The following is a 22,221-nucleotide window of genomic DNA, read 5'->3' as shown; positions in this document are numbered from 1 at the left end:
ATTAGGAAAGTGGAGGTTCATCATCCGTGAAGACACAACGACTGCTAGCCGTTCTGACGTTGCCGACCCTCCTCTCGGCGGCAGTGCCATTGGTAGCGCACGCCGGTACAACGACTGAACAAATTTTGCAGACGGGGTCAGAAGGTGCTGACGTCGTCACCTTACAAAACGACTTAAACGCGCTTGGTTTTACCGTCGGACAAGCAGACGGAAATTACGGTCCGGTGACGACGAGTGAAGTGAAGGCGTTTCAAACGAGCCATCATATTACAGCCGATGGCGAAGTTGGCCCACAGACGTGGTCCGTGATCAACACGGCCATGGCTGCGTTTGCATCGAAGCCCGTCACGCTCGGCACCAACAGTCGACTGGTAACCAATCTGGAAGCTAAGAAAATTTATTACAACAGCAAGTTGGTCACTTCCCCCGACGGCTTTACGTACAACAATACGGCCTATATGCCCATTTGGTACGTGATGAACACGCTGGACCAAATGGGCTTGCAACACACTTGGTCAAACAACGTTTGGAACATCATCGTACCGGCCGACAGCGGCATCAAGGTCGATTACAGCAATATTAAGTATGGGAAGGGCAGTACATCCATCGCCATCAATGGCACCGTGGTGGCGAGGGTAGACGCAGCCATACACGTCGACCCTGCATCCGGCCAGATGACTACGTTCTTGCCCGTTTGGTACGTGATGAATGCGTTAGATCGATTGGGCATCCAGTCCGACTGGCAGGGGAAGACGTGGACGATGAAGCAGCCAGCGACCTCGACGGGCAGTTCTACGGGCAGTTCTACGGGCAGTTCTACGGGTAGTTCTACGGGTAGTTCTACGGGTAGTTCTACAGGCAGTTCCACAGGCAGTTCCACAGGCAGTTCCACAGGTAGTTCCACAGGTAGTTCTACAGGTAGTTCCACAGGTAGTTCTACAGGTAGTTCTACAGGTAGTTCTACTGGGTCAGGTAGCTATACGAGCGTCGACCTGAGATTCCCGGCGCCCGCGGATGTCAATGCGCAGAGCATTAACCAATACCTGCTCGCGAACCAGTCTCCAATGAACGGCCTCGGTGCGTCGTTCATGGCCGCACAATCGACTTATGGCGTGGACGCAAACTATCTTGTCTCTCACGCGATTTTGGAGAGTGCGTGGGGTCAAAGTCAGATTGCGCTCGCGAAGAACAACCTGTTCGGGTATGGAGCTTACGATTCCAATCCAGGTGATGACGCCGGAATGTTTCCGAGTGACGATTATGCCATCCGGTTTCAGGCCTGGGAGGTTCGCATGAATTACCTGTCGCCAGGCGGCAGTGAATACGTGAGCCCGACACTTACCGGAATGAACGTGAACTATGCGACTGACAAGCAATGGGCGTCGAGTATTGGCGAATTGATGGGGCAGTTTTCGAGCTCGGTGGGATCGAGTGTGAGTGATTATACGCAGTATTCTCCGTCACAGTCTGCCCCCCAGCCACAGAGTACAGTGGAGCCTGTATTTTACTTGAACGGTGCAAACGCGACTACGAAAAGCAGCCCCTATTACAACGGCGTACCTTATTTCTCGGACATGGGGACAGGGATAGACAACATGTTCTTTGGTCCGCTGAGCGTGGGGAGCTCAGGTCAGCCGGTGGTGGAGGTACAGCAGTTCCTGAACAAACAGATTGGTGCAGGACTCACGGTGGATGGCCAATTTGGGCCGGCCACGCAGTCCGCCGTCAAAAAGTTTGAGTCACAAGTAATGAACATGGCAAGTCCAGACGGCATCTGGAGTTACAGCATGTGGACGCAGTACATCGGTCCTATCAGCAGCCAGCCTACCATTCCGGCTGGGACCAGTGTCACGGTGACCCAGATCAAGCAGGGGATGGCGGGCGCGTACGTGATGCCGTGGTACTACGTGCAAGGCTATGGATGGGTGGACTCACAGTACGTGTCCTTCAATAATGTGTACCGCGTCCAGGTGGCAAATCCGGCGGGTACCAGCACATCGGTACCGGTTTATAGCGCGAGCAATCCATCTCAGCAGGTCGCGACTTTGCACAATGGCGATTTTGTTGTAGCCAATTCTGCAACTCCGGCAAATGGTTATTACACGGTGCAAATCGCAGCTGAGACCCCATCTTCAGGCGCAGCGGCAGGTACGCCTATCTCTGGTGTCATCTCGGCGAACGGATCAGTGACCTTGGTGGCACAACATTGACGCAAAGCGGCCTCGAGAGTGGTGCACGACACAAAACGTCCTGCGAACCACTCTTGGGCCGTTTTTGTTAACCGTTGATAATCGTTCCACCATTGACGTGCAGCACTTGTCCACTCACATATGAGCTGTCCATGCTTGCGAGATACACGTATGCAGGGGCCAGTTCACACGGCTGCCCCGCGCGCTGCATCGGTGTCGTACTTCCGAATTCAGAAACTTTTTGCGCGTCGAACGTGGATGGTATCAACGGCGTCCAGATGGGCCCCGGCGCGACGGCGTTGACGCGAATGCCCTGTTTGACCAACGACGTCGACAACGACCTCGTCAAGGTCACAATCGCGCCCTTCGTCGCCGAATAGTCAATGAGCGTTTCGTTTCCTTCGTACGCCGTGATGGACGTGGTGTTGACGATGGTAGCACCGGGTTTCATTTGTGGGAGTGCGGCCTGGATCATGTACACGTATCCAAACACGTTGGTTCGAAATGTTCGCTCCAACTGCTCAGGAGTAATATCGAGGATACTGTTCTTGGGCTGTTGTTCCGCCGCGTTATTGATGAGGACATCCACTTTGCCGAACTGCTTCATCACGTCTTGGATGGCCTTTTTGCACGTAGCGGGATCGCGTACGTCGACCGGCAGTGTGACGCACTGACGGCCATATTGAGAGACGGACTTCGCGGTACCCTGCGCGTCCTCGTGTTCATTGTAATAGACCACTGCTACGTCGGCGCCCTCTTTTGCAAACGCAATGGCTACGGCGCGCCCAATACCACTGTCTCCGCCGGTGATGACGGCCACTTTATTCGCCAGTTTGCCGCTGCCTCGATACGCCAAATTATCACTTACTGGCGTCGGCGTCATCAGCCGTTCGAGTCCTGGCTGCTCCGCCTGATGTTGGGGTGGGAAGGAAGTCGGGTAGGGTGTGGTTTGGACTGCCGTGCCTGCACTTCCCGAGGACTTGCTACTCTCTGCCAACTGTTGCACCTCCATAAATCTTCGCGTTGCAGTTAGCTTGGATGAAGGCCTGTAATCTATGCCTCGAGGAGAGAATTTCGTTTGCGCGTAAAAGTTGGATCACCCCGCGTTGGCCGGCAGGCGACGCTTCACAGAGAATGGCCCCGCAACTGGGGTTTGCAGACCTCTTCGAGTGATAGCAGGCGGAATTAAACAGTTCGGAATCTCAAATTTGGGAATCGTGCTATGGTGTTCTTGAAATTACCAATTAGATGTCGTAATTTTGTGGGACTCCGTTCAAAAACACGACAAACATTTGATGGTATACTGACTGCTGTGGTTTACCGCTGTGCTTGCCGACATGTGTTTATATCAAGCGCGTTCATGAAGGAGAGGGTTTGACATGCCAAACTCTGTTGCTACAGTCATTGGCACGGTGATTGCGGTGGTGTTCGCGCTCACGGTGATCTTTGTGAGGCTGCGTGCTGCCGGCAAGCCGACAAGCGCGAGGAAGATTTTGATTCCACCCATGATGATGAGTACAGGCTTCCTTATGTACATCTTTCCATTCACACGGGAACGTATTTCGTACGCGATCATCGCATTTCTCGCGGGGTGCGTACTCAGTTATCCGTTGATTGCGACATCGAAGATGTTTGTGCGAGATAAAGCGGTCTATCTGCATCGCTCAAAAGCGTTTATTTACATTCTTTTGGGGTTGCTCGTACTGCGCCTCATCTTGCATAGTGTGGTAGAGCATTACGTGACCATCTATCAAACAGGCTCTCTGTTCTTCGATTTGGCGTTTGGGATGCTCGTCCCATGGCGACTGGCCATGTTTGTCCAATATCGGCGACTCGTTCAGGGTCGCGGTCCCATCAGTCCATCCGTAGAATCGAAGGCTTAGTTATATTGTAAAACCTATAGGAGGATGTTTGTGCGCAGCATCAAATGGATTATCATCGCGCTCGTCATTATCGCCATACCCGTTGTCCAGTTCGTTCGACCAGTCCCTCACCTGACTTTGCAAGTCAATGGTGCGACAGTTCAAACCGTTCCTGGATCAAAGCCGAAGATCGATTGGCCGAGTGAAGGACAAGCCGCTCTCGCTGTCGTCGGGGTGGGAGATATGGGGCATTCAGGCGCCCAAACACCGACCCCTATCGCCAGCGTCACCAAAGTGATGACCGCCTACCTGGTGTTGAAAAAACACCCATTGAGCATTGGCCAGGACGGACCGTCTATCACGGTCACAAACGAGGACTACCAAACGTATTTGAGTGATAAGTCCAAGGGTGAATCCGTTCTTCAGGTAAAGCCAGGAGAGCACTTGACTGAACGCCAAGCGCTCGAGGGTCTGATGCTTCCTTCCGGAAACAACGTGGCGACGATGTTGGCTGAGTGGTGTGATGGAAGTGAGAGCGCCTTTGTTCAGGAGATGAATAGTACCGCGAAGTCCATGGGGATGACGGGGACGCACTACGTGGATGCCAGTGGCTTTAATCCAGGTAGCGAGAGTACCGCCGTCGACCAAGTGAAGCTTTTTTCGGCGGCGATGCAGTTGTCGACGTTCAAAACCGTCGTGGGTGAACCTCAAGCAACCCTGCCGGTCGCCGGAACAGTGTACAATGTCGATTCCGAAGTCGGTCATGGGGTCATCATCGGAGGCAAGACAGGAAGTACCTCCCAGGCTGGAGGATGTTTCGTATTCGCCTCGCAGAAGACGATTGGCGCGAACAACGTGATTATCGTCGGCGCTGTACTGGGTCAGACGCAGACGCCGGAGTTGCAGACTGCATTGGACGCTGGTGTGACGTTGTCGAAGAACGCCCAGGCTGCATTGCGGCATGTGCAGGTCGTCAGCGCTGATACGCCTGTCGCTACGCTCAGTGCGCCTTGGACCAAATCGCAAGTCGTTCGGGCAGGCGGATCTATAAGTGTCATCGGGTGGCCAGGAATGGTCATTCATGAGTCGGTGCAACAGAACGCGAAACTAGCGAGCCACGAGCCTGCAGGTGCGACGATTGGCGCGTTGACGGTGACCGTGGGCGACCAAAAATACAGTGTCCCACTCAAAACCTCGACAGCCATGGAAGGCCCGAGCTACACGTGGAGATTGAAACGACTATAAGATTGCAACGACGATAAAGATGGTTGACCTCCGTGAAGGGCGGAGGTCTTGTTCCTTATCAGATGCGCTCTAGCACAGCTATATCAAGTTTTGGGAGACGTGTGCCATGTATCCGCATGGCACACGTCCGCATGGAGCGATATCTCGAAGCGGTGGCTCGAGAATACACGGACGTGAGATAGGAGCACCCGACTTATCAACGAGGAGGTGCCGCGATTGGTCCGGCGTTGGATATCAATTGCTGCTGCTTTGGTCATCACTCTGATCATCTTGATGGCGCTTGGCTTCTATTTAGCCGTACGGTTTCTACCATTTCAGGCATCGGAACTGGAAAAAGTACACCAGCCGACCATCGTTTATGCACAGGATGGTTCGAAGCTCATGTCGTTAGGTTCTGAGTCGACGGACCTCACTTATGCGCAAATTCCAAAGAACGTGCAGAACGCCGTCATCGCCACAGAGGATCACACGTTTTGGACGAATTCCGGAGTCGACTTTCGATCCCTCTTTCGATCCGTCTTCGTCGACACCTTATCCGGCAGTTTAGAACAGGGTGCGAGTACAATCCCTGAACAGTTGGCGAAAATGGTCTACTTAACGGACGAAAAGACGTTTACCCGAAAGTTTGAGCAAATCATTTTAGGTGTACAAATCGAGCGCAATTTCACGAAGCAAGAAATTCTCGCGATGTATTTAAACCGTATTCCACTCGGTGAAGGAAGCACGGGGATTGAACAAGGTGCCGAGCGTTACTTTGGCATCGATTTAAAAAAGGATCCCAACAAGCTTACCCTTGCACAAGCTGCGCTCTTGGCTGGATTGCCGCAGGCGCCAACCTCCTATGATCCACTTCAGCACAAGCAGGCCGCAACGGCCCGCAGGAATCAGGTTCTGGAGAACATGGCACATTGGGGGTACATTACGGAAAGTGCGGCTAAAAAGGCGGAGCAAGAGCCGTTAGGTGTGAGCTACCACTCGTCGAGCAGCGAAGACGGTTGGAGTACGAATCCGTTGCTGACGAATTACTTGTTAGACTACCTAAATCGGCACAACATCTCGCCGGAAGAAGTGGAACAAGGCGGGTTAAAGATCTATACCACCATCAGCCCTGCGGTTCAGGATGCGATCAATGAAGTGTTCTGGAGCGGAAAGTATGATTCGGATTTCCCAGGCCCAACTTCTGGTACCGTCGTTCAAGGTGCAGCGGTTTTCGTCGACCCGCAGACAGGCGCTATTCTTGGTGCGGCGGGCTCGCGGAAACAGGGGTACACGCCACTGGGGCTCGACCGAACATACCGCGCGAGTTCCCCAGGCTCGTCGATTAAACCGATTATGGAATACGCGCCGGCACTCGAGTCCGGGAAGTGGAGCTACACGTCCATTCTGAACAACGCTCCGCAGGATTTTGGCGGCGGCTATGAACCGGCTAACTGGGAAGTCGGCGGACCGAGCAAAGTCACATTGCAGTACGCCCTCGAGGAGTCACAAAACATCGCTTCGGTTTGGTTGTTGCAGCAAATCGGCATCAAGACCGGTGCGGACTTTGCGAAGAGCGACGGCATTCCGTTGACGTCGAATGATTATCAGCATTTGGGCATCGCAATTGGCGGACTGGAGAACGGCGTGACACCGATGCAAATGGTGGCCGCATATACGTCGTTTGCGAACCAAGGGATTCGTTCACAACCGTACCTCATTAATAAAATTGTCAATGCACAAGGGTCCGTCATTTATCACGAGTCCCCGTCGCAAACGCGCGTGATGTCGAGTCAGACGGCTACAGACATGACGCGCCTCATGCAGGATGTGGTGGATTACGGAACAGGTCAGTATGCGAAATTGAGCAACTGGGGAGTTGCCGGGAAAACGGGTACCGTCCAATACGACTCGGGGCTCAATGGCAGTCACCCGAACTGGATTCGCGATGGTTGGTTCGACGGCTATACGCCGACGATTGTGGGAAGTATCCACATCGGATACGACAACACGGACGCGACGAACCACATGACGATGACTCCAGAGGATCCGTCGGGTAATGCCGCGCAGATTTTCCACGACATCATCGCTTTGGCGCTACAAAATGAGGAGCCACAGCAGTTTGCCGAGGGCCCGTACCCGTATATCACCGGGACGGCAGACGGGATCAACTATGTCGGGCAACAGCAGACGCAGACACAACATGCAACCGGGATACAAGGGTTACAGGCGTCGTATAACGCCTCGTCAAACCAAGTCAGCTTGAGTTGGCAAGGCGGTTTCCCAACGGCAGTGACGTATAGCATCACGCGGCAGGCGGTAGGTGCGGGCGCCACCGCCGACGAGGTACCTGTCGGTGAGACGCAGAGTACGAGCCTCGTCGATAGCTCTGTTCAACCAGGGCAGGTGTATGAATACACGGTTCAGGCAACAGATCCGAACTCTGGCCAGCCAGTGGGATCCGCCGCCACGGTGACGGTTCAGACGGGTGGTTCCAAAACCCCGCAGTCAAACGGTACAGGGCCGGGCAATCAAACGGGGCCTGGGCAAAGTCCCCCGGGGACCCCGAAGCCCGGTGGGCCTGGTGGGCCTGGTGGGCCGCCAGCCAACCAGCCTGGGCCACCGAACGCTCCGGTGTTGTCGCCGGCACAAGGACCACATAGGCACGATAAGCGGCATTGAGAGAAAGGGAGTCACAGTGACATGTGGCTCCTTTTTTCACGGGGAAGCGCACCTTACGTTGACGTTCGATTTTCGATTGCGTAAAATGCTCCGGTGTCCAAATTCTATATTCGCAAAAGAGGTGCCAAAACCATGGGATCTATCCAGTTGGACGTGAAGAGGACGGCGCTTGTCGTCATCGATATGCAAAAGGGGATCATGTCTCTGCCGTGTGCTCCGTATTCGCCGGCGGATGTGCTTGGGAAGACGGTTGAACTGGCGAACGCATTTCGCGACAACGGTGGGTTTGTCGTCTTAGTCAATGTGGACTTTCACGACGGTCGGGATGCACTCAGCCCTGTGACAGATCTGCCTGCAGTCACCCGTGAGCGACCTGCGGATGCAGCTGTCATTGCACCGGAGTTGGGACCGAAAGACGGAGATCACCTCGTGACCAAGCGGCAGTGGGGGGCCTTCTTCGGGACGGACCTAGACTTGCAACTAAGGCGCAGGGGGCTGGATACGATTGTCCTGTGTGGAATTGCGACGGATATTGGCGTTGAGACGACCGCCCGGGAGGCGTATCAATTAGGATACAATCAGGTGTTCGTGGAGGACGCGATGACCGCGCTCTCCGAGGAGCAGCACGCTCATCCACTGAAGTATTTGATGCCTCGCATGGGGCGCATTCGGTCGACCGAAGAAGTCGTGGCGGGAATCCAGGCGTAACGAGTCTTCGGACGAAGAGCGCCCGACAACTTGAAAACGGCACGGACAAGCTGGAGGGGCCATCGACGGCCCTTCCAGCTTGTTTTATAGTAAGAGATAGCAATGCGTGACAGGCCGTGAATCCAAAGGATCCCTCTGTGTTTGTAACAAAGTGTAGGAGGATTGCGTCTACACCATCGACAGCGTTTTGCTAGCAGTCAGTCCTTGATAAACTTGACACAGTAGCGAGTATCGCAAGCTGGGATACGACCCATGATAAGCACACGACGGCAAATGAATTGTCAAATCCGGGAGTCAGTCATGTTCCGCTCGGCGAAGTCGGCAAATTAGTACAAGATCACTCGATGACACATCTTCGGGGTTGATGGAGGAATGAAAGGTTGAAGTTGGTACTGCTCAGTGGCGGGTCAGGCAAACGCTTGTGGCCTATGTCGAATGACATTCGCTCGAAGCAATTTCTGCGTGTCCTGCCAGTCGCACAGGCAGCACAACCGCAGTCGATGTTGCAGCGGGTGTGGGGGCAACTCCATCGGTGTGGACTGGAACCAGACGCGTACGTCTGCGCCTCCAAGGCACAGGTTGAAATGATTCGTGCGCAGGTTGGCAATGTGGCCTGTATCGAGGAGCCGCTGCGCCGTGACACGTTTCCCGCCATCGCGCTGTCCACCCTGTACTTGCTCGACGTGGTCGGGATTCCGGACGAAGAGCCCGTCGTCATCTGCCCTGTCGATCACTTCGTCGATGATCACTACTTCTGCGACCTCCAAATACTCGTCAAATTACTCGACGAGTCAAATGCAGACCTAGCCCTCATGGGGGTAAAGCCCACCTCTCCGACAAGTAAGTTTGGATATATTGTGCCGGATTCCACGACGCGGGTGAACGATGTAAGCTACGTTTCTTCCTTCGTGGAGAAGCCGGAGGCGTCGAAGGCACAAGAGCTCATTCGTCAAGGCGCCCTGTGGAACTGTGGTGTGTTTTGTTTCCGTGCAGGGTGGATTCGTTCCCACCTGGCAGCGACCGGCCGTCCTACGACGTACGAGGAGTGTGTCGAAGCGTTCGACACGTTACCCAAACGGAGTTTTGATTACGAAGTGGTCGAGCATGCCTCATCGATCATCGTGCACTCGTACCAGGGAACTTGGAATGACCTTGGTACTTGGGCGGCGCTCTCCGAACAAATGGCCACCTTCGCAGTTGGCCAGGGCATTGCACACGAGTGTGAGAACACGCACATTATTAATGAACTCGGGGTCCCTGTGGTTGCACTGGGACTGAAGGATGCTGTGCTCGTGGCGACCCCAGATGGAATACTGGCCGCGGACAAATACGCTGCCACTCATCTGAAGGATGTGGTGTCGCCACTACAGAACCGCCCGATGTACGAGGAGCGAATTTGGGGTACATATCGCGTTCTCGACTATCAGAAACTGCGCGATGGGACCGAAGTGCTCACCAAGAGCATCGAACTGTACCCGGACAAGAATATCAGCTATCAGAAGCATATGATGCGCAGTGAAGTGTGGACGATCATCGAGGGACACGGTGAGGTGATCTTGGACACATCGCGCTTTATCGTCGGGCCCGGTGACGTCGTGCGCGTCTATGCTGACCAATGGCACGCGATACGAACGGACAATGGCCTCAAGTTTATCGAGGTGCAACGTGGAACGGAACTGGTCGAGGAAGATATCGTGCGTCGGTACCTGACGTGGGATGAAATCGAAGTGGCCCTGAGCGTCGGGGTGAGCAAGTCCTGAAGATGGGCGGGGCAGTCTCTATCAAGGACTCTCGGACGAAATGGGTCACGTTCTCTAACGATTTCTCCGCCGGTTGACATTCACCTCTACCTTTCTTGATGCGCTACATGTCGGACCGCATAAAAAGGCTACCCTTCGAGGAGAAGGGTAGCCTTTTTATCTTGCCTGTATCGGTTCACCGAGTGTAGTTTAACCCTTCAGACTAGGGTCAAGCCCTGGGCCGAGGAAAACCGCGGACAGCTCCCTTAGCGCTTCGGCTCATAAGGCAAACCATCGGCTGCAGGCGGGGTGGAACGGCCCACGAGCCCGGTAAGGGCTAAGATGGTCAGCCCGTACGGAATCATCTGCAGGAGGTTCGACGAGACGCCATGCCCTTGCAGAACGATGCCGAGAGCCGTGGAGAAACCAAACAGAAGTGCAGCGCCAAACGCACCGAATGGCGTCCATTTACCGAAGATCATCGCCGCCAACGCAATGTAACCGCGTCCGTTGGTCATGTTGACGGAGAAACTGTTGAGGACCCCGATAGATAGGTACGCACCGCCCAGCGCGGACAGCAGTCCGCCGATGATGACACCCGAATAGCGCAGGCGCCAGACGTTGATGCCGACGGTGTCTGCGGCGAGTGGATTTTCACCCACGGATCTCATCCGCAGTCCAAGTCGGGTATGGAATAAGAACCAGTGCGAGAGGATGACGATAAGAATCATCACGTAGACAAGTATGCTCTGGTTTGTAAATATTTCTCCGATATACGGAATTTTATCGATCCCCGGGATGCTCACGTTGGGCAACTTTGGGGTGGAAACCGGCGTTCCGTTAAACCCAAACACCGTGTCGAGCAAGAAGGCGGTGATGCCGCCAGCAAAGATGTTGATGGCCATGCCGAGGACGACTTGGTCAGCCGAGACGCGGATGGCTCCCCAAGCAAAAGCTGCCGACGTCAGACCGCCGATGACCAGTGCCATCAGGAGTCCAATCCAGGCGCTGCCTGTCCAATAGGCGAAAGCGACCCCAAAGAATGCGCCCATGAGCATGATGCCTTCCATCGCGACGTTGACGACGCCGGTACGCTCAGAGAAGGTACCGCCGATAGCCGGCAATGCGAGCGGCACTGCCATGGACAGCGTAGAGGCCCAAATTTGCGGGTCTGCGAAGATGTTCACGGATTCACTTCCCTCCCGTACATCAGGATGCAGCGACGCTCGAATGCAAGCTGCGACGGCGTCGATACCATTGAATAATTTGTGGAATAATGCGCTCACAGGCGACGAAGAAAATGATGAGACCCTGGAGTACGTCCGTCAGGGCCGCAGGGACGTTGGAGACGATTTGCATGTTTTGGCCACCCGTGGTCAACGCGCCGAAGAAGAGGCCTGCGAGCAACACGCCAAACGGGTTATTGCGCGCGAGCAGCGCAACGACGATCGCGGTATAACCGTAATTCGACGAAAACCCGTCGAGCAGCTGATGGTCGACGCCGAGCATCTGCACAGCGCCGGCCAAGCCGGCGAAGAGCCCCGACAGGCAAAGGGCGATGATGGTGAACAGTGTCACGCGCATTCCCGCGTAGCGCGCGGCGCGTTGATTGAAGCCCACGGCGCGGAGCTGGTAACCCATTGTCGTCTTGTAGAGCAAGAACCAGGCCGCAACTGCGGCGAGAATCGTGATAGCGACGGCGACGAGCGACAACTGGGACTGCATCAGCGTCTGGTTAAAATAAGGTAATTGCGTGTTCTGTGCGATTTGTGGAGACTCCGGGTTGAATCCCTTCTGTTGCATCGGGCCGCCTTCAATTAGATAGCGGGCGAGAAGAATGCCAATATAACTCAGCATCATCGTCGTGATGACTTCACTCGATCCCACGTATGCCTTGGTTAAACCGGGGATAATCCCGCCCCAGATGGCGCCGACGAGCATGCCGACGACAAGGCAAAAAATAATGTGCAGCCAGCCAGGCAGGCCCGTGAAATGGTAGCCGACCCACACGCTCGCGGCGGCGGAGACCCAGTATTGGCCGTCGGCTCCGATGTTGAATAAACCTGACTGAAAGGCAATGGCGATGCCCAAACCGCAGAGAATCAGCGGAATACTTGCCGTGATGGTGTTGCCCACACTAATTGCATTGCCAAATGCCCCTGAGACGAGGGAACCATAGACGACAAAGGGATTGTACCCCATTGCAGAGACGAGAATCCCACCGATAACCATCGCCAGCAGCGTGGCGACGACAGGACCTAAGATAGTGGAGCGCAGTGCTTTCAAGTCGATGACACCTCCGCATTCGCGCGCGTTCCGGTCATCAGTAGACCGATTTGTTCTCGGGTAGCGGTGTCTCCGGGAACCACGTCGACAATTTGACCGTCGTGGATGACCGCTATGCGGTCAGACAAACTCAAAATCTCATCCATCTCAAGCGATACAAGTAGGACGCCCTTGCCTTCATCGCGCAGTCGAATGAGTTGTCGGTGGATGCCCTCGATGGCACCGACGTCCAATCCGCGCGTTGGCTGTGCGGCGATGAGCATCATTGGGCCGCGGGACACCTCGCGGGCCAGAATGACCTTCTGCTGATTGCCTCCGGACAGTTCCGAAGCCTTTCGTGACGGATGTGGTGGGCGCACGTCAAATTCTTGAATCAGCCGCTTCGTGTAGTCCTCCGATGCACCGCGGCGGATTACGCCGCTTTTCGAATACGGCCGCTTGCGGAAATCGCGGAGAATGGTGTTCTCGACGAGATCGAATTCGAGGACCAGTCCATCCGCGTGGCGATCCTGCGGGACGTACGCGATTCCGCGCTCCGTTCGCTGGGCTGGCGACAAATGTGTGATGTCTGCGCCGTCAAAGACGATTTGGCCGCCCTCTGGTTTGAGGAGCCCAGCGATGGCGTCGGCCAACTCAAACTGCCCATTGCCGTCAATCCCTGCGAGCCCGAGTATTTCACCGCGTCGGAGTTCCAGTGTAATCCCTTTTACCCGGAGATTCTTGGACTTGTCGCGAACCTTTACGTCGTTCAACTGCAGCACCGGCGCCCCCAGTTCGGCGTCTTTCTTTTCCACGCGCAGAACCACTTCGCGGCCGACCATCATGTTGGCCAAGTCTTGTGGCGTCGCACCGGAAGTCGACACCGTATCGACTGTCTTGCCCGCGCGCATGACCGTGACCCGGTCACTGATTTCTTTGACCTCATCCAATTTGTGGCTGATAAAGAGTACGGGCGTGCCCTCCGCCTTCAGGCTGCGAACGATGTTGAACAGCTCGCGCGTCTCTTGCGGTGTCAGAAGTGCAGTGGGTTCATCGAGAATGATCAGGCGAGCCTTGCGATAAAACGCCTTTAAAATCTCGACGCGCTGCTGCAGGCCTACGGATAACTGCGAGATTTTTGCGGTCGGATCGATATCGAGACCGTATTTCTCCGATAGTTCACGAACCCGCTTTACCGCTTCGCGACGATTGTAATTGACGCCTCCGGGTTCGTCGCCAAGAACGACGTTCTCCGCCACGGTCAGCGCGGGAATGAGCATAAAGTGTTGGTGCACCATGCCGATGCCGGCGTGAATGGCTTCACGCGGGCTCCGAAAATGGACCGCTTGGCCAGCTAGCCGGATCTCACCGGAAGTTGGCTCCAGAAGGCCGTAGATCATTTTCATCAACGTCGATTTTCCGGCGCCGTTCTCGCCGAGAATGGCATGAACTTCTCCGCGTTTCAGCGTGAGGTTGACACCGTCATTCGCCTTCACGCCGGGAAACCACTTTTTTAGGTCGATCACTTCCAAGAAGTTTTCCAAGCGTCCGTGGCCCTCCCCTGTCTTGGACTGTCGTGCAGACAAAGCGGGTGGTTGCAGCTCCACAGTGGTTGGTCGCCGCAATCCACCCGCCCAGTCTAGATTTGCACGAGATTATTGCACGTTTGCGGAAACCTGAATCTTACCGCTCTCGATCTCTTGCTTTAAGGCGTTCACTTTGTCGATCACACTTTGTGGAACGCCGCTAAGGACCTTGCCCAAGCCGACGCCGTTCCCCTTCAGGTCGAAGTTCGTCACGCCCGAGTGGAAGGTGTTCGACTGTACGCTCTTGACGGTGTCAAATACGGAGGTATCCACACCCTTCATCGCGCTGGTGATGACATTCTGAGGCGCTAAGTACGCTTGGTCCGTGTCCACGCCGATGGCGTATTTTCCAGCGCTCTTCACTGCGTTGATGGCGCCAATGCCGCATCCGCCAGCCACTGGGAAGATGATATCTGCGCCTTGTGACATCTGATTTTGTGCGTATTGGCTGCCAAGTGCCTGGTCAGTGAAACTGTTGGTGTATTGTAACAGCACTTTGCCGGTTGGATCTTCTTTCTTGAAGCCCTGCTGGAAGCCTGCGATGTAGGAGTCGACAGGAGGGATGTCCTGTCCGCCGATCACGCCGACGACATTCTGGCTGTTCAATCCCTTCAGCGAGTGTCCCGTTTGCAACAGGCCCGCCATCGCGCCAGCGAGGTAGCCAGCTTCTTCAGACTTGAAGATGGCGCTGGACACGTTCGGACGGTCGGTGATGGAGTCGTCGATGATCAGAAAGTCGGTCTTCGGGTATTCTTTCGCAACCTGTTCGACTGCGTCGTGCATCAGGTAGCCGACCGCAATGACCAAACCGTAACCTTGTTGAGCGTATTTGCTCAGGTTTGGAACGTAGTCGGATTCCGACTGCGATTGGACGACGCTGCCCTTGACTCCAAGTTGTTGCTCGGCTTTCTGCAGACCCACGTAGGCCAGGTGGTTGAAGCTGTTGTCGTTCAGGCCACCGGTGTCTGTCACCAGGCCGACCTTGAGGCTGCTTGTGCTACCGCTTGCAGAACCTGCGGCATTGCCGGCGGATGTCGAGCCACCCGTCGAATTGGTCCCGCAACCAGCGGTCAGTACGGTGAGTGCAACGGCCGCTGCTGCGGCGGACAACAATTTCTTTCTCAAGTCCTTTACCCCCTAAAATTCGGAACTCATTACCGCTAGACGAAATCCATTTGCGCTTACGAGCGGTCAATGTTCGACATAAACCGCCACGATTCCTACCGCTTCGCGCATGAAATTTGTGAACATCGAAAAACATTCGAGATAATGGTGAGTAGCTGACCATATTATCCCCAGTTTGTAATTTTTACGCTCACGACTCGCTCGCGTCGCCGTGGGTTGTCGCTTCCGTCAGGTGCGACGTGCAATGGGGGCAGCGTGTTGCATCGTCGGCTATCTCCTGGATGCAATAGGGGCACAAGCGAGCCGTTTTGACCTCTGCCTCGCGCCTGCGGTGTGCAGCCAACCGGTTCAGGTTGCGCACGACAACGAACATCACCACGGCAACTATGAGAAAGTTGACGACGTTGTTCAAGAACGTCCCGATGTTGATGGTTGGTGCACCTGCTGCTTGTGCTGCGGCAAAGGACGCGTAATGCTTCCTGCTGAGGTTGATGTACAGGTTTGAAAAATCCACGTGCCCGATGAACAGCCCCAGCGGCGGCATGATGATGTCGTTAACAATGGACGTGACCACCTTGCTAAATGCGTTCCCGATGACGAATCCTATCGTCAAATCGACGAGGTTACCACGTAAAGCGAACTGTTTAAACTCCTTCCACATCTCGAAACAGGCCTCCCTGTGCGTGCGTCATTTGGGCGAAGAGCGACAGATTACGCAAAGAACTCCTTCAATCGAGTGTACAGCTCGTCCACACCGGAAAAGGCAAACTGAATGTCGACGGGCTTCCCTTCGTCGATGTACACGAGCGCTGGAACGCTCTGAATCTTCCACGACTCGAGCAGTGGGCGCGCAAAATTGGCGTCGCAAGTATAAATGGTGAGTCCTGGTATGGCGGCATCGACAATCTCGAGCATTCGCCGTGCAAGTTTACAGGTTCCGCAGAGCGGCGTGTAGAAAAAGACAGCGGCTCGGCTGTGGCGCGAACCGATGGCGAGCACTTCAGTGTAGTTCAATTCCGTAAACATCTGTGCCTCCTGATATCCTCCGTGTCAACGGTGCCTAAAATTGCGGTGTCCGTAGACGAATATCCCTAACAGAGGTTGTGGTACCTGAATTGTATGGGAGTGTGCGGTGAATGCACAAATTTTAAGGGAGGGATACTCATGTACGGTGTATTTGGAGGCTATACCCGTTGGGCGGTCGTGTTTCTGATTATCTTTGTGCTATTCTTCCTCCTCGTACCAGCTTACACCCCGGCCCCGGCCCCGTCTTGCTGTTGACCATCTGACCCTGGTTAGACGCTCAACAGAGTGGCCCCTGTTTTGGGAGCCACTCTCGTGCTATTTGTGCGACAGGCCTATCCGCCAGGTTGTCCAGACAAGAAGTCCGCCCAGCGTCCGCAGAGAGCGGTGCACTGGGGGAATGAAAGGATTGCGTGCCTGGCCTCGGTTCGACGGAAGCGCTAAAACCACATCTGCTGCCCTGTTCCAGGTGCGACAGGGGACGTGTGGGGTGCAGGGTGAATCACCCAAGGCGAATAATAGGCTGGACTTTTCGGCCTGTATGGACCTGTCTGCTGCCCGCCAAGGCGGGGACCAAAACCTGGCGTCACCGGAGCTGGATTGCGGTGAGACCACTCTGTGTAGGGACGTGCACCTGTTGCACGCCCTCCAGCAATGCCCCCGAACAGGAGAAAGAGCGGAAGGAAACAGGGTGTTGCGTCGACGCTCGCTCGACGGGTCATACATTCTCCTCCTTTTTACTCAACTCATTTTATGGCCGATCCCAGCGTTTGCCCGGGCGGGTGTCCAGAGGTGGCGATCACTGGCCGTACATACCGCTTTTTGGCGACATGGTAAGATAGTTGTGGAGGAAACATTCAGATTTCACATAACATGATAGTGTTCCAAGTCGGCGTTTCTCATCTGATGGAAGGAAGTTGGGCGCTATGCATGCATCATCGACTTCGCGCAAGGTGATCATCGTTGAGGGGAAGACAGATAAGGCACGAATCCTTCGTGTCATTCGTGAAGATGTCGAGGTCGTATGCACGAAGGGAACATTAAGTTATGAACAAGTGGAAGATGAAATTGTCCCCCTTCAACAAGATGACGTGTATATCCTAGTGGATGCAGACTCGGCCGGCAATCGGCTCCGCAAGCAGATCAAGCAGGAGCTGCCAAACGCGCACGACTTGTATACCCGAAAATCGTACGGAGAAGTGGCAAGAACACCACTGGAGTACCTAGCGAAAATCTTTTTCGATGCGCATTTTATCATCGACGACACGCTCCTCAGTAACCACTCGAGGGGAGCCGGGCATTTTGTCGACCTATGACCTAGGTTTTGCTCGCTTGACGAAATGGAGCCCGCCGTGCATGATCACAATTGAATTTGATCGATACGTGAGATCGATACGGTAGGCAGCCAGTTCATGCGGACTGGCTGCCCGTGTATAGAGGAAGATAGCGGAGGTGATCCGGTGAGTCGTTATCTGGAGAAGACGCTGCGCGAGAATTTGAGGCGCGAACTCCAGGCAGCCAAGCTGTATGAGGCTGCAGCCGCGAGAGAAACGGACAGCCGACGACGGGAGATCTTGTTGAAGCTCGCCGACGTCGAGTATCGGCATGCGGCGCTTTGGAAAGACAAGTTGGCCGAGTTGGGGGCCGGGACAGAAGCAGTTGCGGTAAAGGTGGACGAGGTCCCCGCGTCGAGGGACCTCACGCACTTGCTCGGCGAGATCGAGCGGATTGAGCAAGGGAACGACGCTTGGTATCAATCGCAGCGAAATGTGATCGATGATCCAGAGTATATCGCGATTTATGACCAAATTGACGAGGACGAAAAGTTGCATGCCGATATCGCCGCCCAGTTTGGAGAACCGGAAACGGGGAGCCCCAAACCTCGATTAAAGGGGTTGTGGAACTCGGAGCGGTGGCACAAAAACCAGACGAGCGGATGGCTCGGCGACGCCATCTACGGCGTCAATGACGGACTTGGGGCGCTGTTTGGGATCATCGCCGGCGTCGCGGGGTACACCAGCCAGGATCAAACCATTCTCGTGAGTGGCTTGTTTGGCGCGTTGGCGAGCACCTTGTCGATGGGGGCAGGGGCGTGGCTGGCCACGAAGTCGGAAAACGAGCTGATGGAAGCCGAATTGCACGCGGAGCGCATGGAGATTGAGGAAGATCCGGAACACGAGATGGAAGAGCTGGCGCTCATCTATGAGTTAAAGGGTTTTGCTGCGGATGAGGCGGCGCAAATCGCGGCGCAAATCGCGTCTGATAAAGAGCAGTTTCTCACGACGATGGCGCAAGAAGAGTTGGGTATTCACGAAACCAGCCGCGGCAACCCGTGGCGTTCGGCCCTCTTCGGCGGAGTCTCGACGCTCGTCGGCGCTGTCATTCCTCTGATTCCATTCTTTTTCATGAGCGGGGCACCGGCACTGGTGGTGGCGGCTATCGTCAGCATCTTGGCCCATTTCGTAGTCGGCGCGCTGAAGTCGCGGATGACCGTGCGCGGTTGGTGGATAAGCGGCCTCGAGATGACACTCGTCGGCGTGATTGTGGGTGGCGCATCATATAGCCTCGGGGAATTGGGAAGAGCCCTGATAGGGTGACTTCGATGATTTGGACCCTACCCGGTTTTGAAATCAGGGCCGCCGCGAACGGGTTTTCCGGTTCGGGGCGGCCCCTTTTGTATCGTGAACGGCCAGCTCAGTACGAGCTTGAGTCGAGCAGATGCTCAGCTCTGCTCCGTAATAATCTCCGGACCGTTGTCCGTGATGACCAGCGTGTGCTCGTACTGTGCGCTCAAGCTGCCATCTTGCGTGCGAGCGGTCCAGCCATCTTCGTCCAGTTTGCACTCATACGCGCCCACATTGACCATCGGCTCAATGGTGAATGCCATGTTTTTCTTAATCCGAGCGCCGCGATGCGGCGGACCAAAGTGAAGAACTTCCGGACTTTCGTGCATCTGCCGGCCAATGCCGTGCCCGATGTAGTCGCGAACCACAGAAAAGCCCTGCTCCTCGACGTACGTCTGGATGGCGTGCCCAATATCGGAGATCTGGTTTCCCACGACCGATACTTCAATGCCTTTGTAAAGCGACGTCTTCGTGACATCCAACAGGCGCTTTGCTTCCTCGCTAATCTCTCCGACTGCATAGCTCCACGCCGAGTCTGCGTGCAGTCCTTTGTGCAACGCGACCATGTCGACAGTGACGATGTCCCCATCCTGCAGGACGTATTGACTGGGGAAGCCGTGGCACACCACGTCGTTCACCGAGGTACACGCCGCAAATGGATAACCGTGATACCCTTTTTGCGCAGGTTCCATGTTGTACTTTGTGATAAATGACTCGACGAACGCGTCGATTTCAAGCGTCGTGATGCCCGGGCGAACGAAGTCTCGCAGCGCCTCGTGGCAACCTGCGACGACCTGTCCTGCTTCCTTCATCAATGCGATTTCGTGCTTACTTTTTAAAACGATCACGTTTACAACCGCCTCCCATTCTTATTCACAGGCTCGCCGCTGTATCCTCAAAGTCCCGCAGGCGTGACGTAGAGGGAGTTGGTTGAGAGGAAAATGACGCCAATTACGAGCCCTACGACAAACAGCCCGACGGCTTTTTTTCTGGACAAAGGTTTTGCATCCGGCCGAATGCGAACCAAAAAGACAAATAGGAATCCCGTTACCAGGACCAGAAACAAATCGAGCGCATGGTGCACCGCGAGTTCCGCCTCTCTGCTTAAGTTCTATACGATTGTGCCACAAAACGTCGTTCATTTCACGTCGTCGTTCGTTACAAGTTCACACAAGTGTCCTGTAAAATGGGAATGAATTCATGGGGAGGCCATTGACATGATTTTGGGCGTAGGCACCGACATTGTAGAAACTGCCCGGATTTTATCCGCGCTAGAGCGATACGGCGACGCGTTCTGCCGCAAGGTGCTTGGACCAGACGAGCGGTGCAGGGCGCTCTCGTACGGGGGAAAACGGCAAGCGGAATTCGTCGCCGGGCGGTTCGCGGCGAAGGAGGCGCTCGCCAAGGCAGTCGGCTGCGGCATTGGGAGACTCGCGATGAGTCATGTCGACGTGATGGTGACGGAGTCCGGGCTTGTAGTCCAGTTCAAGTCGCCCTCGGCGCTCGCAGATTTACCGCCGTCCGACACGTTCCACCTGAGCATCAGCCACCACACGACCTTGGCGTTTGCCACAGCGATTTGGGAGCGCCCCTGAGTTTCTCAACACGGCGCCAGGGGAACGGGATGTTTGTACATATTGTTGGGACACGCCGAATATCCATATAGCATCCTCGAGGAGGGTACCGTGTGTATCTGGTCACGAGTGAACAAATGCGGTGTTTCGATCACGACACCATCGAGACACTCAAGGTGCCTGGCATCGTCCTGATGGACCATGCGGGAAAAGCAGTCGCACAAATCGTCCGCGAACGTCGCGTGAAGTCGGTGTGCATTGCGTGTGGAAAAGGTAACAACGGGGGAGATGGTTGGCTAGCTGCTCGCTGGCTGCGCCACTTTGGCGTGCAAGTGCGAGTGGTTTGTGCACAGGATCCAGACTCGACGCTTCAAGGCGACGCACGACAGGCGTTCGACATGGCTCGTGCGGCTGGTGTCACTTGGACTGTCTATCGTGCGGGCAGTTTTCACGACGACACCTGTGAACTGATCGTCGACGCTCTTCTGGGTACCGGAACGGCGAGGCCGCTCGCCGGCGTGTACCGGGAAATGGTCGAGGAAATGAACGCCGCGAATCGCCCAACCATCTCCGTCGACATTCCGTCCGGCGTGAATGCATCGACGGGAGAAGTGTACGGCGTCGCTGTCGAGGCGAGTGAAACTGTCGCGATGGCGTTCGAGAAACTGGGTACAGCCGTCACACCGGGCGCATTGTACGCCGGTCACGTGCACGTGGTGGATATTGGCATCCCAGCGCCGCTGCCGGAGGGATTAGCCACGTATGTCCATCCCGCCGTATTACGCGCGAAATGGGGCACTCGCGAGGCCATGAGTCACAAGGGGTCATACGGGCGCTGCGGGATTTACGTCGGCCAGATGCAAGGGGCATCGATGCTTGCTGCCGCAGGTGCGGCAAGGGCTGGTGCGGGTCTTGTGATCCTGGTCACCGGTGGGCCGTTGTCGCACGCTCCAGCCCCGGATTACGTCGTTCGGACAGATACGCGTCCAGCCTGCGCGCTGACCGACTGTACATCCATCGTCTATGGACCGGGACTAGGGGAAGCGCGCGAAGACCTGGTTCGACACCTGGTGAACGAAGCGGATGACACGAGTGCGAGGGTCCCTTGCGTAATCGATGCAGACGGACTGAAGGGCCTCCAGCGAGATGGGGGACTCCTGACGATAGGAGACCGCTTCGTCTTGACTCCTCATCCAAAGGAATGTGCCGCCCTGCTGGGGTGGACCACAGCCGAGGTGCAGGCGAGGAGACTTGCGGCTGCAAAGCAACTCGCGGCACAGACGGGTGCGGTCGTGCTGTTGAAAGGGTATCGAACGATCATCGCCACATCGAACGGCTCAGTGCGCGTCAACCCGACGGGAAATGCATCTTTGGCCGTCGGCGGGAGTGGCGACGTGTTGGCCGGCGTGATCGGCGGCCTTTTGGCACAAGGGTTGGAACCGTTCGATGCCGCATCGCTAGGGGCCTGGCTGCACGGCCGTGCAGGGGAACTTGCGGGAGCGGCGCTGACGCCAGTGAGTACGACGGCTTCGGACGTCGTCGACTACATTTCCCGAGCAATAATGACGCTTTTCGACAGGGCGGATGTTGGACCTTGAGATGACTTGAATGGTGTGTGTCGGA

The 22,221-nt window shown here is 55.5% G+C and carries 20 protein-coding genes; 10 read left to right on the top strand and 10 right to left on the bottom strand.

Annotated elements, in window-relative coordinates:
* Nucleotides 1-26: 26 nt before the first annotated feature.
* Nucleotides 27-2,210 (top strand): peptidoglycan-binding protein, encoded by a 2,184-nt coding sequence (locus tag NZD89_RS26360; RefSeq protein ID WP_268005601.1) that lies wholly within the window; start codon nucleotides 27-29, stop codon nucleotides 2,208-2,210.
* Nucleotides 2,211-2,277: 67 nt separating this feature from the next.
* On the opposite strand, the gene NZD89_RS26355 is transcribed toward NZD89_RS26360, so the two are convergent.
* Nucleotides 2,278-3,186 carry an SDR family oxidoreductase gene (locus NZD89_RS26355; RefSeq protein WP_268005600.1) on the bottom strand — a complete coding sequence of 303 codons (909 nt, stop codon included), beginning with the start codon at nucleotides 3,184-3,186 and terminating at the stop codon, nucleotides 2,278-2,280.
* 382 nt (nucleotides 3,187-3,568) lie between these two features.
* On the opposite strand from NZD89_RS26355, the gene NZD89_RS26350 reads away from it, so the two are divergent.
* The 5 genes from NZD89_RS26350 to NZD89_RS26330 all read left to right on the top strand — a co-directional run bounded on the left by NZD89_RS26350 (nucleotide 3,569) and on the right by NZD89_RS26330 (nucleotide 10,422).
* On the top strand, nucleotides 3,569-4,072 hold the full coding sequence (locus tag NZD89_RS26350) for a CcdC family protein (protein ID WP_268005599.1): 504 nt from the start codon (nucleotides 3,569-3,571) through the stop codon (nucleotides 4,070-4,072).
* 24 nt (nucleotides 4,073-4,096) lie between these two features.
* Nucleotides 4,097-5,296 carry a D-alanyl-D-alanine carboxypeptidase family protein gene (locus NZD89_RS26345; protein ID WP_268005598.1) on the top strand — a complete coding sequence of 400 codons (1,200 nt, stop codon included), beginning with the start codon at nucleotides 4,097-4,099 and terminating at the stop codon, nucleotides 5,294-5,296.
* A 207-nt stretch (nucleotides 5,297-5,503) separates the two neighbouring features.
* A complete protein-coding gene (locus NZD89_RS26340; RefSeq protein WP_268005597.1) occupies nucleotides 5,504-7,954 on the top strand; it encodes a transglycosylase domain-containing protein in 2,451 nt (816 codons plus the stop codon).
* 132 nt (nucleotides 7,955-8,086) lie between these two features.
* Complete coding sequence (locus NZD89_RS26335) at nucleotides 8,087-8,662, top strand: hydrolase (protein WP_268005596.1); 576 nt, start codon at nucleotides 8,087-8,089, stop codon at nucleotides 8,660-8,662.
* Between the two features lie 380 nt (nucleotides 8,663-9,042).
* A complete protein-coding gene (locus tag NZD89_RS26330; protein WP_268005595.1) occupies nucleotides 9,043-10,422 on the top strand; it encodes a sugar phosphate nucleotidyltransferase in 1,380 nt (459 codons plus the stop codon).
* 245 nt (nucleotides 10,423-10,667) lie between these two features.
* Here the strand turns inward: NZD89_RS26330 and NZD89_RS26325 are convergent, their stop codons facing one another.
* The 7 genes from NZD89_RS26325 to NZD89_RS26295 form a co-directional block, all read right to left on the bottom strand.
* Entirely contained in the window at nucleotides 10,668-11,588 is a 921-nt protein-coding gene (locus NZD89_RS26325; protein ID WP_268005594.1) for an ABC transporter permease, read from the bottom strand.
* Between the two features lie 22 nt (nucleotides 11,589-11,610).
* Nucleotides 11,611-12,687: an ABC transporter permease gene (locus tag NZD89_RS26320; RefSeq protein ID WP_268005593.1), complete on the bottom strand. Its 1,077-nt coding sequence runs from the start codon at nucleotides 12,685-12,687 to the stop codon at nucleotides 11,611-11,613.
* Nucleotides 12,684-14,210: an ABC transporter ATP-binding protein gene (locus NZD89_RS26315; protein WP_268005592.1), complete on the bottom strand. Its 1,527-nt coding sequence runs from the start codon at nucleotides 14,208-14,210 to the stop codon at nucleotides 12,684-12,686. Before NZD89_RS26315 ends, NZD89_RS26320 begins: the two co-directional genes overlap by 4 nt.
* Before the next feature lie 111 nt (nucleotides 14,211-14,321).
* Nucleotides 14,322-15,377 carry a BMP family lipoprotein gene (locus NZD89_RS26310; protein WP_268005591.1) on the bottom strand — a complete coding sequence of 352 codons (1,056 nt, stop codon included), beginning with the start codon at nucleotides 15,375-15,377 and terminating at the stop codon, nucleotides 14,322-14,324.
* Between the two features lie 190 nt (nucleotides 15,378-15,567).
* Nucleotides 15,568-16,038, bottom strand: a complete 471-nt coding sequence (mscL, locus tag NZD89_RS26305) for a large conductance mechanosensitive channel protein MscL (protein WP_268005590.1) — start codon at nucleotides 16,036-16,038, stop codon at nucleotides 15,568-15,570.
* A 50-nt stretch (nucleotides 16,039-16,088) separates the two neighbouring features.
* A complete protein-coding gene (locus tag NZD89_RS26300) occupies nucleotides 16,089-16,403 on the bottom strand; it encodes a thioredoxin family protein (RefSeq protein WP_268005589.1) in 315 nt (104 codons plus the stop codon).
* Between the two features lie 437 nt (nucleotides 16,404-16,840).
* Nucleotides 16,841-17,122 carry a hypothetical protein gene (locus tag NZD89_RS26295; RefSeq protein WP_268005588.1) on the bottom strand — a complete coding sequence of 94 codons (282 nt, stop codon included), beginning with the start codon at nucleotides 17,120-17,122 and terminating at the stop codon, nucleotides 16,841-16,843.
* A gap of 204 nt (nucleotides 17,123-17,326) precedes the next feature.
* Between NZD89_RS26295 and NZD89_RS26290 the strand changes: the two genes are divergently transcribed.
* Nucleotides 17,327-17,716 (top strand): toprim domain-containing protein, encoded by a 390-nt coding sequence (locus tag NZD89_RS26290; protein ID WP_268005587.1) that lies wholly within the window; start codon nucleotides 17,327-17,329, stop codon nucleotides 17,714-17,716.
* Nucleotides 17,717-17,860: 144 nt separating this feature from the next.
* Nucleotides 17,861-18,997, top strand: coding sequence for a VIT1/CCC1 transporter family protein (locus NZD89_RS26285; RefSeq protein WP_268005586.1), 1,137 nt, complete (start codon nucleotides 17,861-17,863; stop codon nucleotides 18,995-18,997).
* A 125-nt stretch (nucleotides 18,998-19,122) separates the two neighbouring features.
* Here the strand turns inward: NZD89_RS26285 and map are convergent, their stop codons facing one another.
* On the bottom strand, nucleotides 19,123-19,872 hold the full coding sequence (map, locus tag NZD89_RS26280; RefSeq protein WP_268005585.1) for a type I methionyl aminopeptidase: 750 nt from the start codon (nucleotides 19,870-19,872) through the stop codon (nucleotides 19,123-19,125).
* Between the two features lie 47 nt (nucleotides 19,873-19,919).
* On the bottom strand, nucleotides 19,920-20,108 hold the full coding sequence (locus NZD89_RS26275; RefSeq protein ID WP_268005584.1) for a hypothetical protein: 189 nt from the start codon (nucleotides 20,106-20,108) through the stop codon (nucleotides 19,920-19,922).
* Between the two features lie 133 nt (nucleotides 20,109-20,241).
* Between NZD89_RS26275 and acpS the strand changes: the two genes are divergently transcribed.
* Together acpS and NZD89_RS26265 are read left to right on the top strand one after the other, a co-directional pair.
* Nucleotides 20,242-20,619 carry a holo-ACP synthase gene (gene acpS / locus NZD89_RS26270; protein ID WP_268005583.1) on the top strand — a complete coding sequence of 126 codons (378 nt, stop codon included), beginning with the start codon at nucleotides 20,242-20,244 and terminating at the stop codon, nucleotides 20,617-20,619.
* 92 nt (nucleotides 20,620-20,711) lie between these two features.
* Entirely contained in the window at nucleotides 20,712-22,196 is a 1,485-nt protein-coding gene (locus NZD89_RS26265; RefSeq protein ID WP_268005582.1) for an NAD(P)H-hydrate dehydratase, read from the top strand.
* Nucleotides 22,197-22,221: the final 25 nt, after the last annotated feature.

The sequence above is a fragment of the Alicyclobacillus fastidiosus genome (assembly GCF_026651875.1).
Lineage (GTDB): Bacteria > Bacillota > Bacilli > Alicyclobacillales > Alicyclobacillaceae > Alicyclobacillus > Alicyclobacillus fastidiosus.
The sequence above is the reverse complement of the archived record's forward strand: the minus strand, read 5'-3'. Positions and strand labels throughout refer to the sequence as shown.

What these genes read in the sequence shown, in the direction of transcription:
- NZD89_RS26350 (WP_268005599.1), top strand. Translation starts at nt 3,569, where the DNA reads ATGCCAAACTCTGTTGCTACAGTCATTGGCACGGTGATTGCGGTGGTG.
- NZD89_RS26345 (WP_268005598.1), top strand. Translation starts at nt 4,097, where the DNA reads ATGTTTGTGCGCAGCATCAAATGGATTATCATCGCGCTCGTCATTATC.
- NZD89_RS26335 (WP_268005596.1), top strand. Translation starts at nt 8,087, where the DNA reads ATGGGATCTATCCAGTTGGACGTGAAGAGGACGGCGCTTGTCGTCATC.
- mscL (WP_268005590.1), bottom strand. Translation starts at nt 16,038, where the DNA reads ATGTGGAAGGAGTTTAAACAGTTCGCTTTACGTGGTAACCTCGTCGAT.
- NZD89_RS26300 (WP_268005589.1), bottom strand. Translation starts at nt 16,403, where the DNA reads ATGTTTACGGAATTGAACTACACTGAAGTGCTCGCCATCGGTTCGCGC.
- NZD89_RS26295 (WP_268005588.1), bottom strand. Translation starts at nt 17,122, where the DNA reads ATGACCCGTCGAGCGAGCGTCGACGCAACACCCTGTTTCCTTCCGCTC.
- NZD89_RS26290 (WP_268005587.1), top strand. Translation starts at nt 17,327, where the DNA reads ATGCATGCATCATCGACTTCGCGCAAGGTGATCATCGTTGAGGGGAAG.
- acpS (WP_268005583.1), top strand. Translation starts at nt 20,242, where the DNA reads ATGATTTTGGGCGTAGGCACCGACATTGTAGAAACTGCCCGGATTTTA.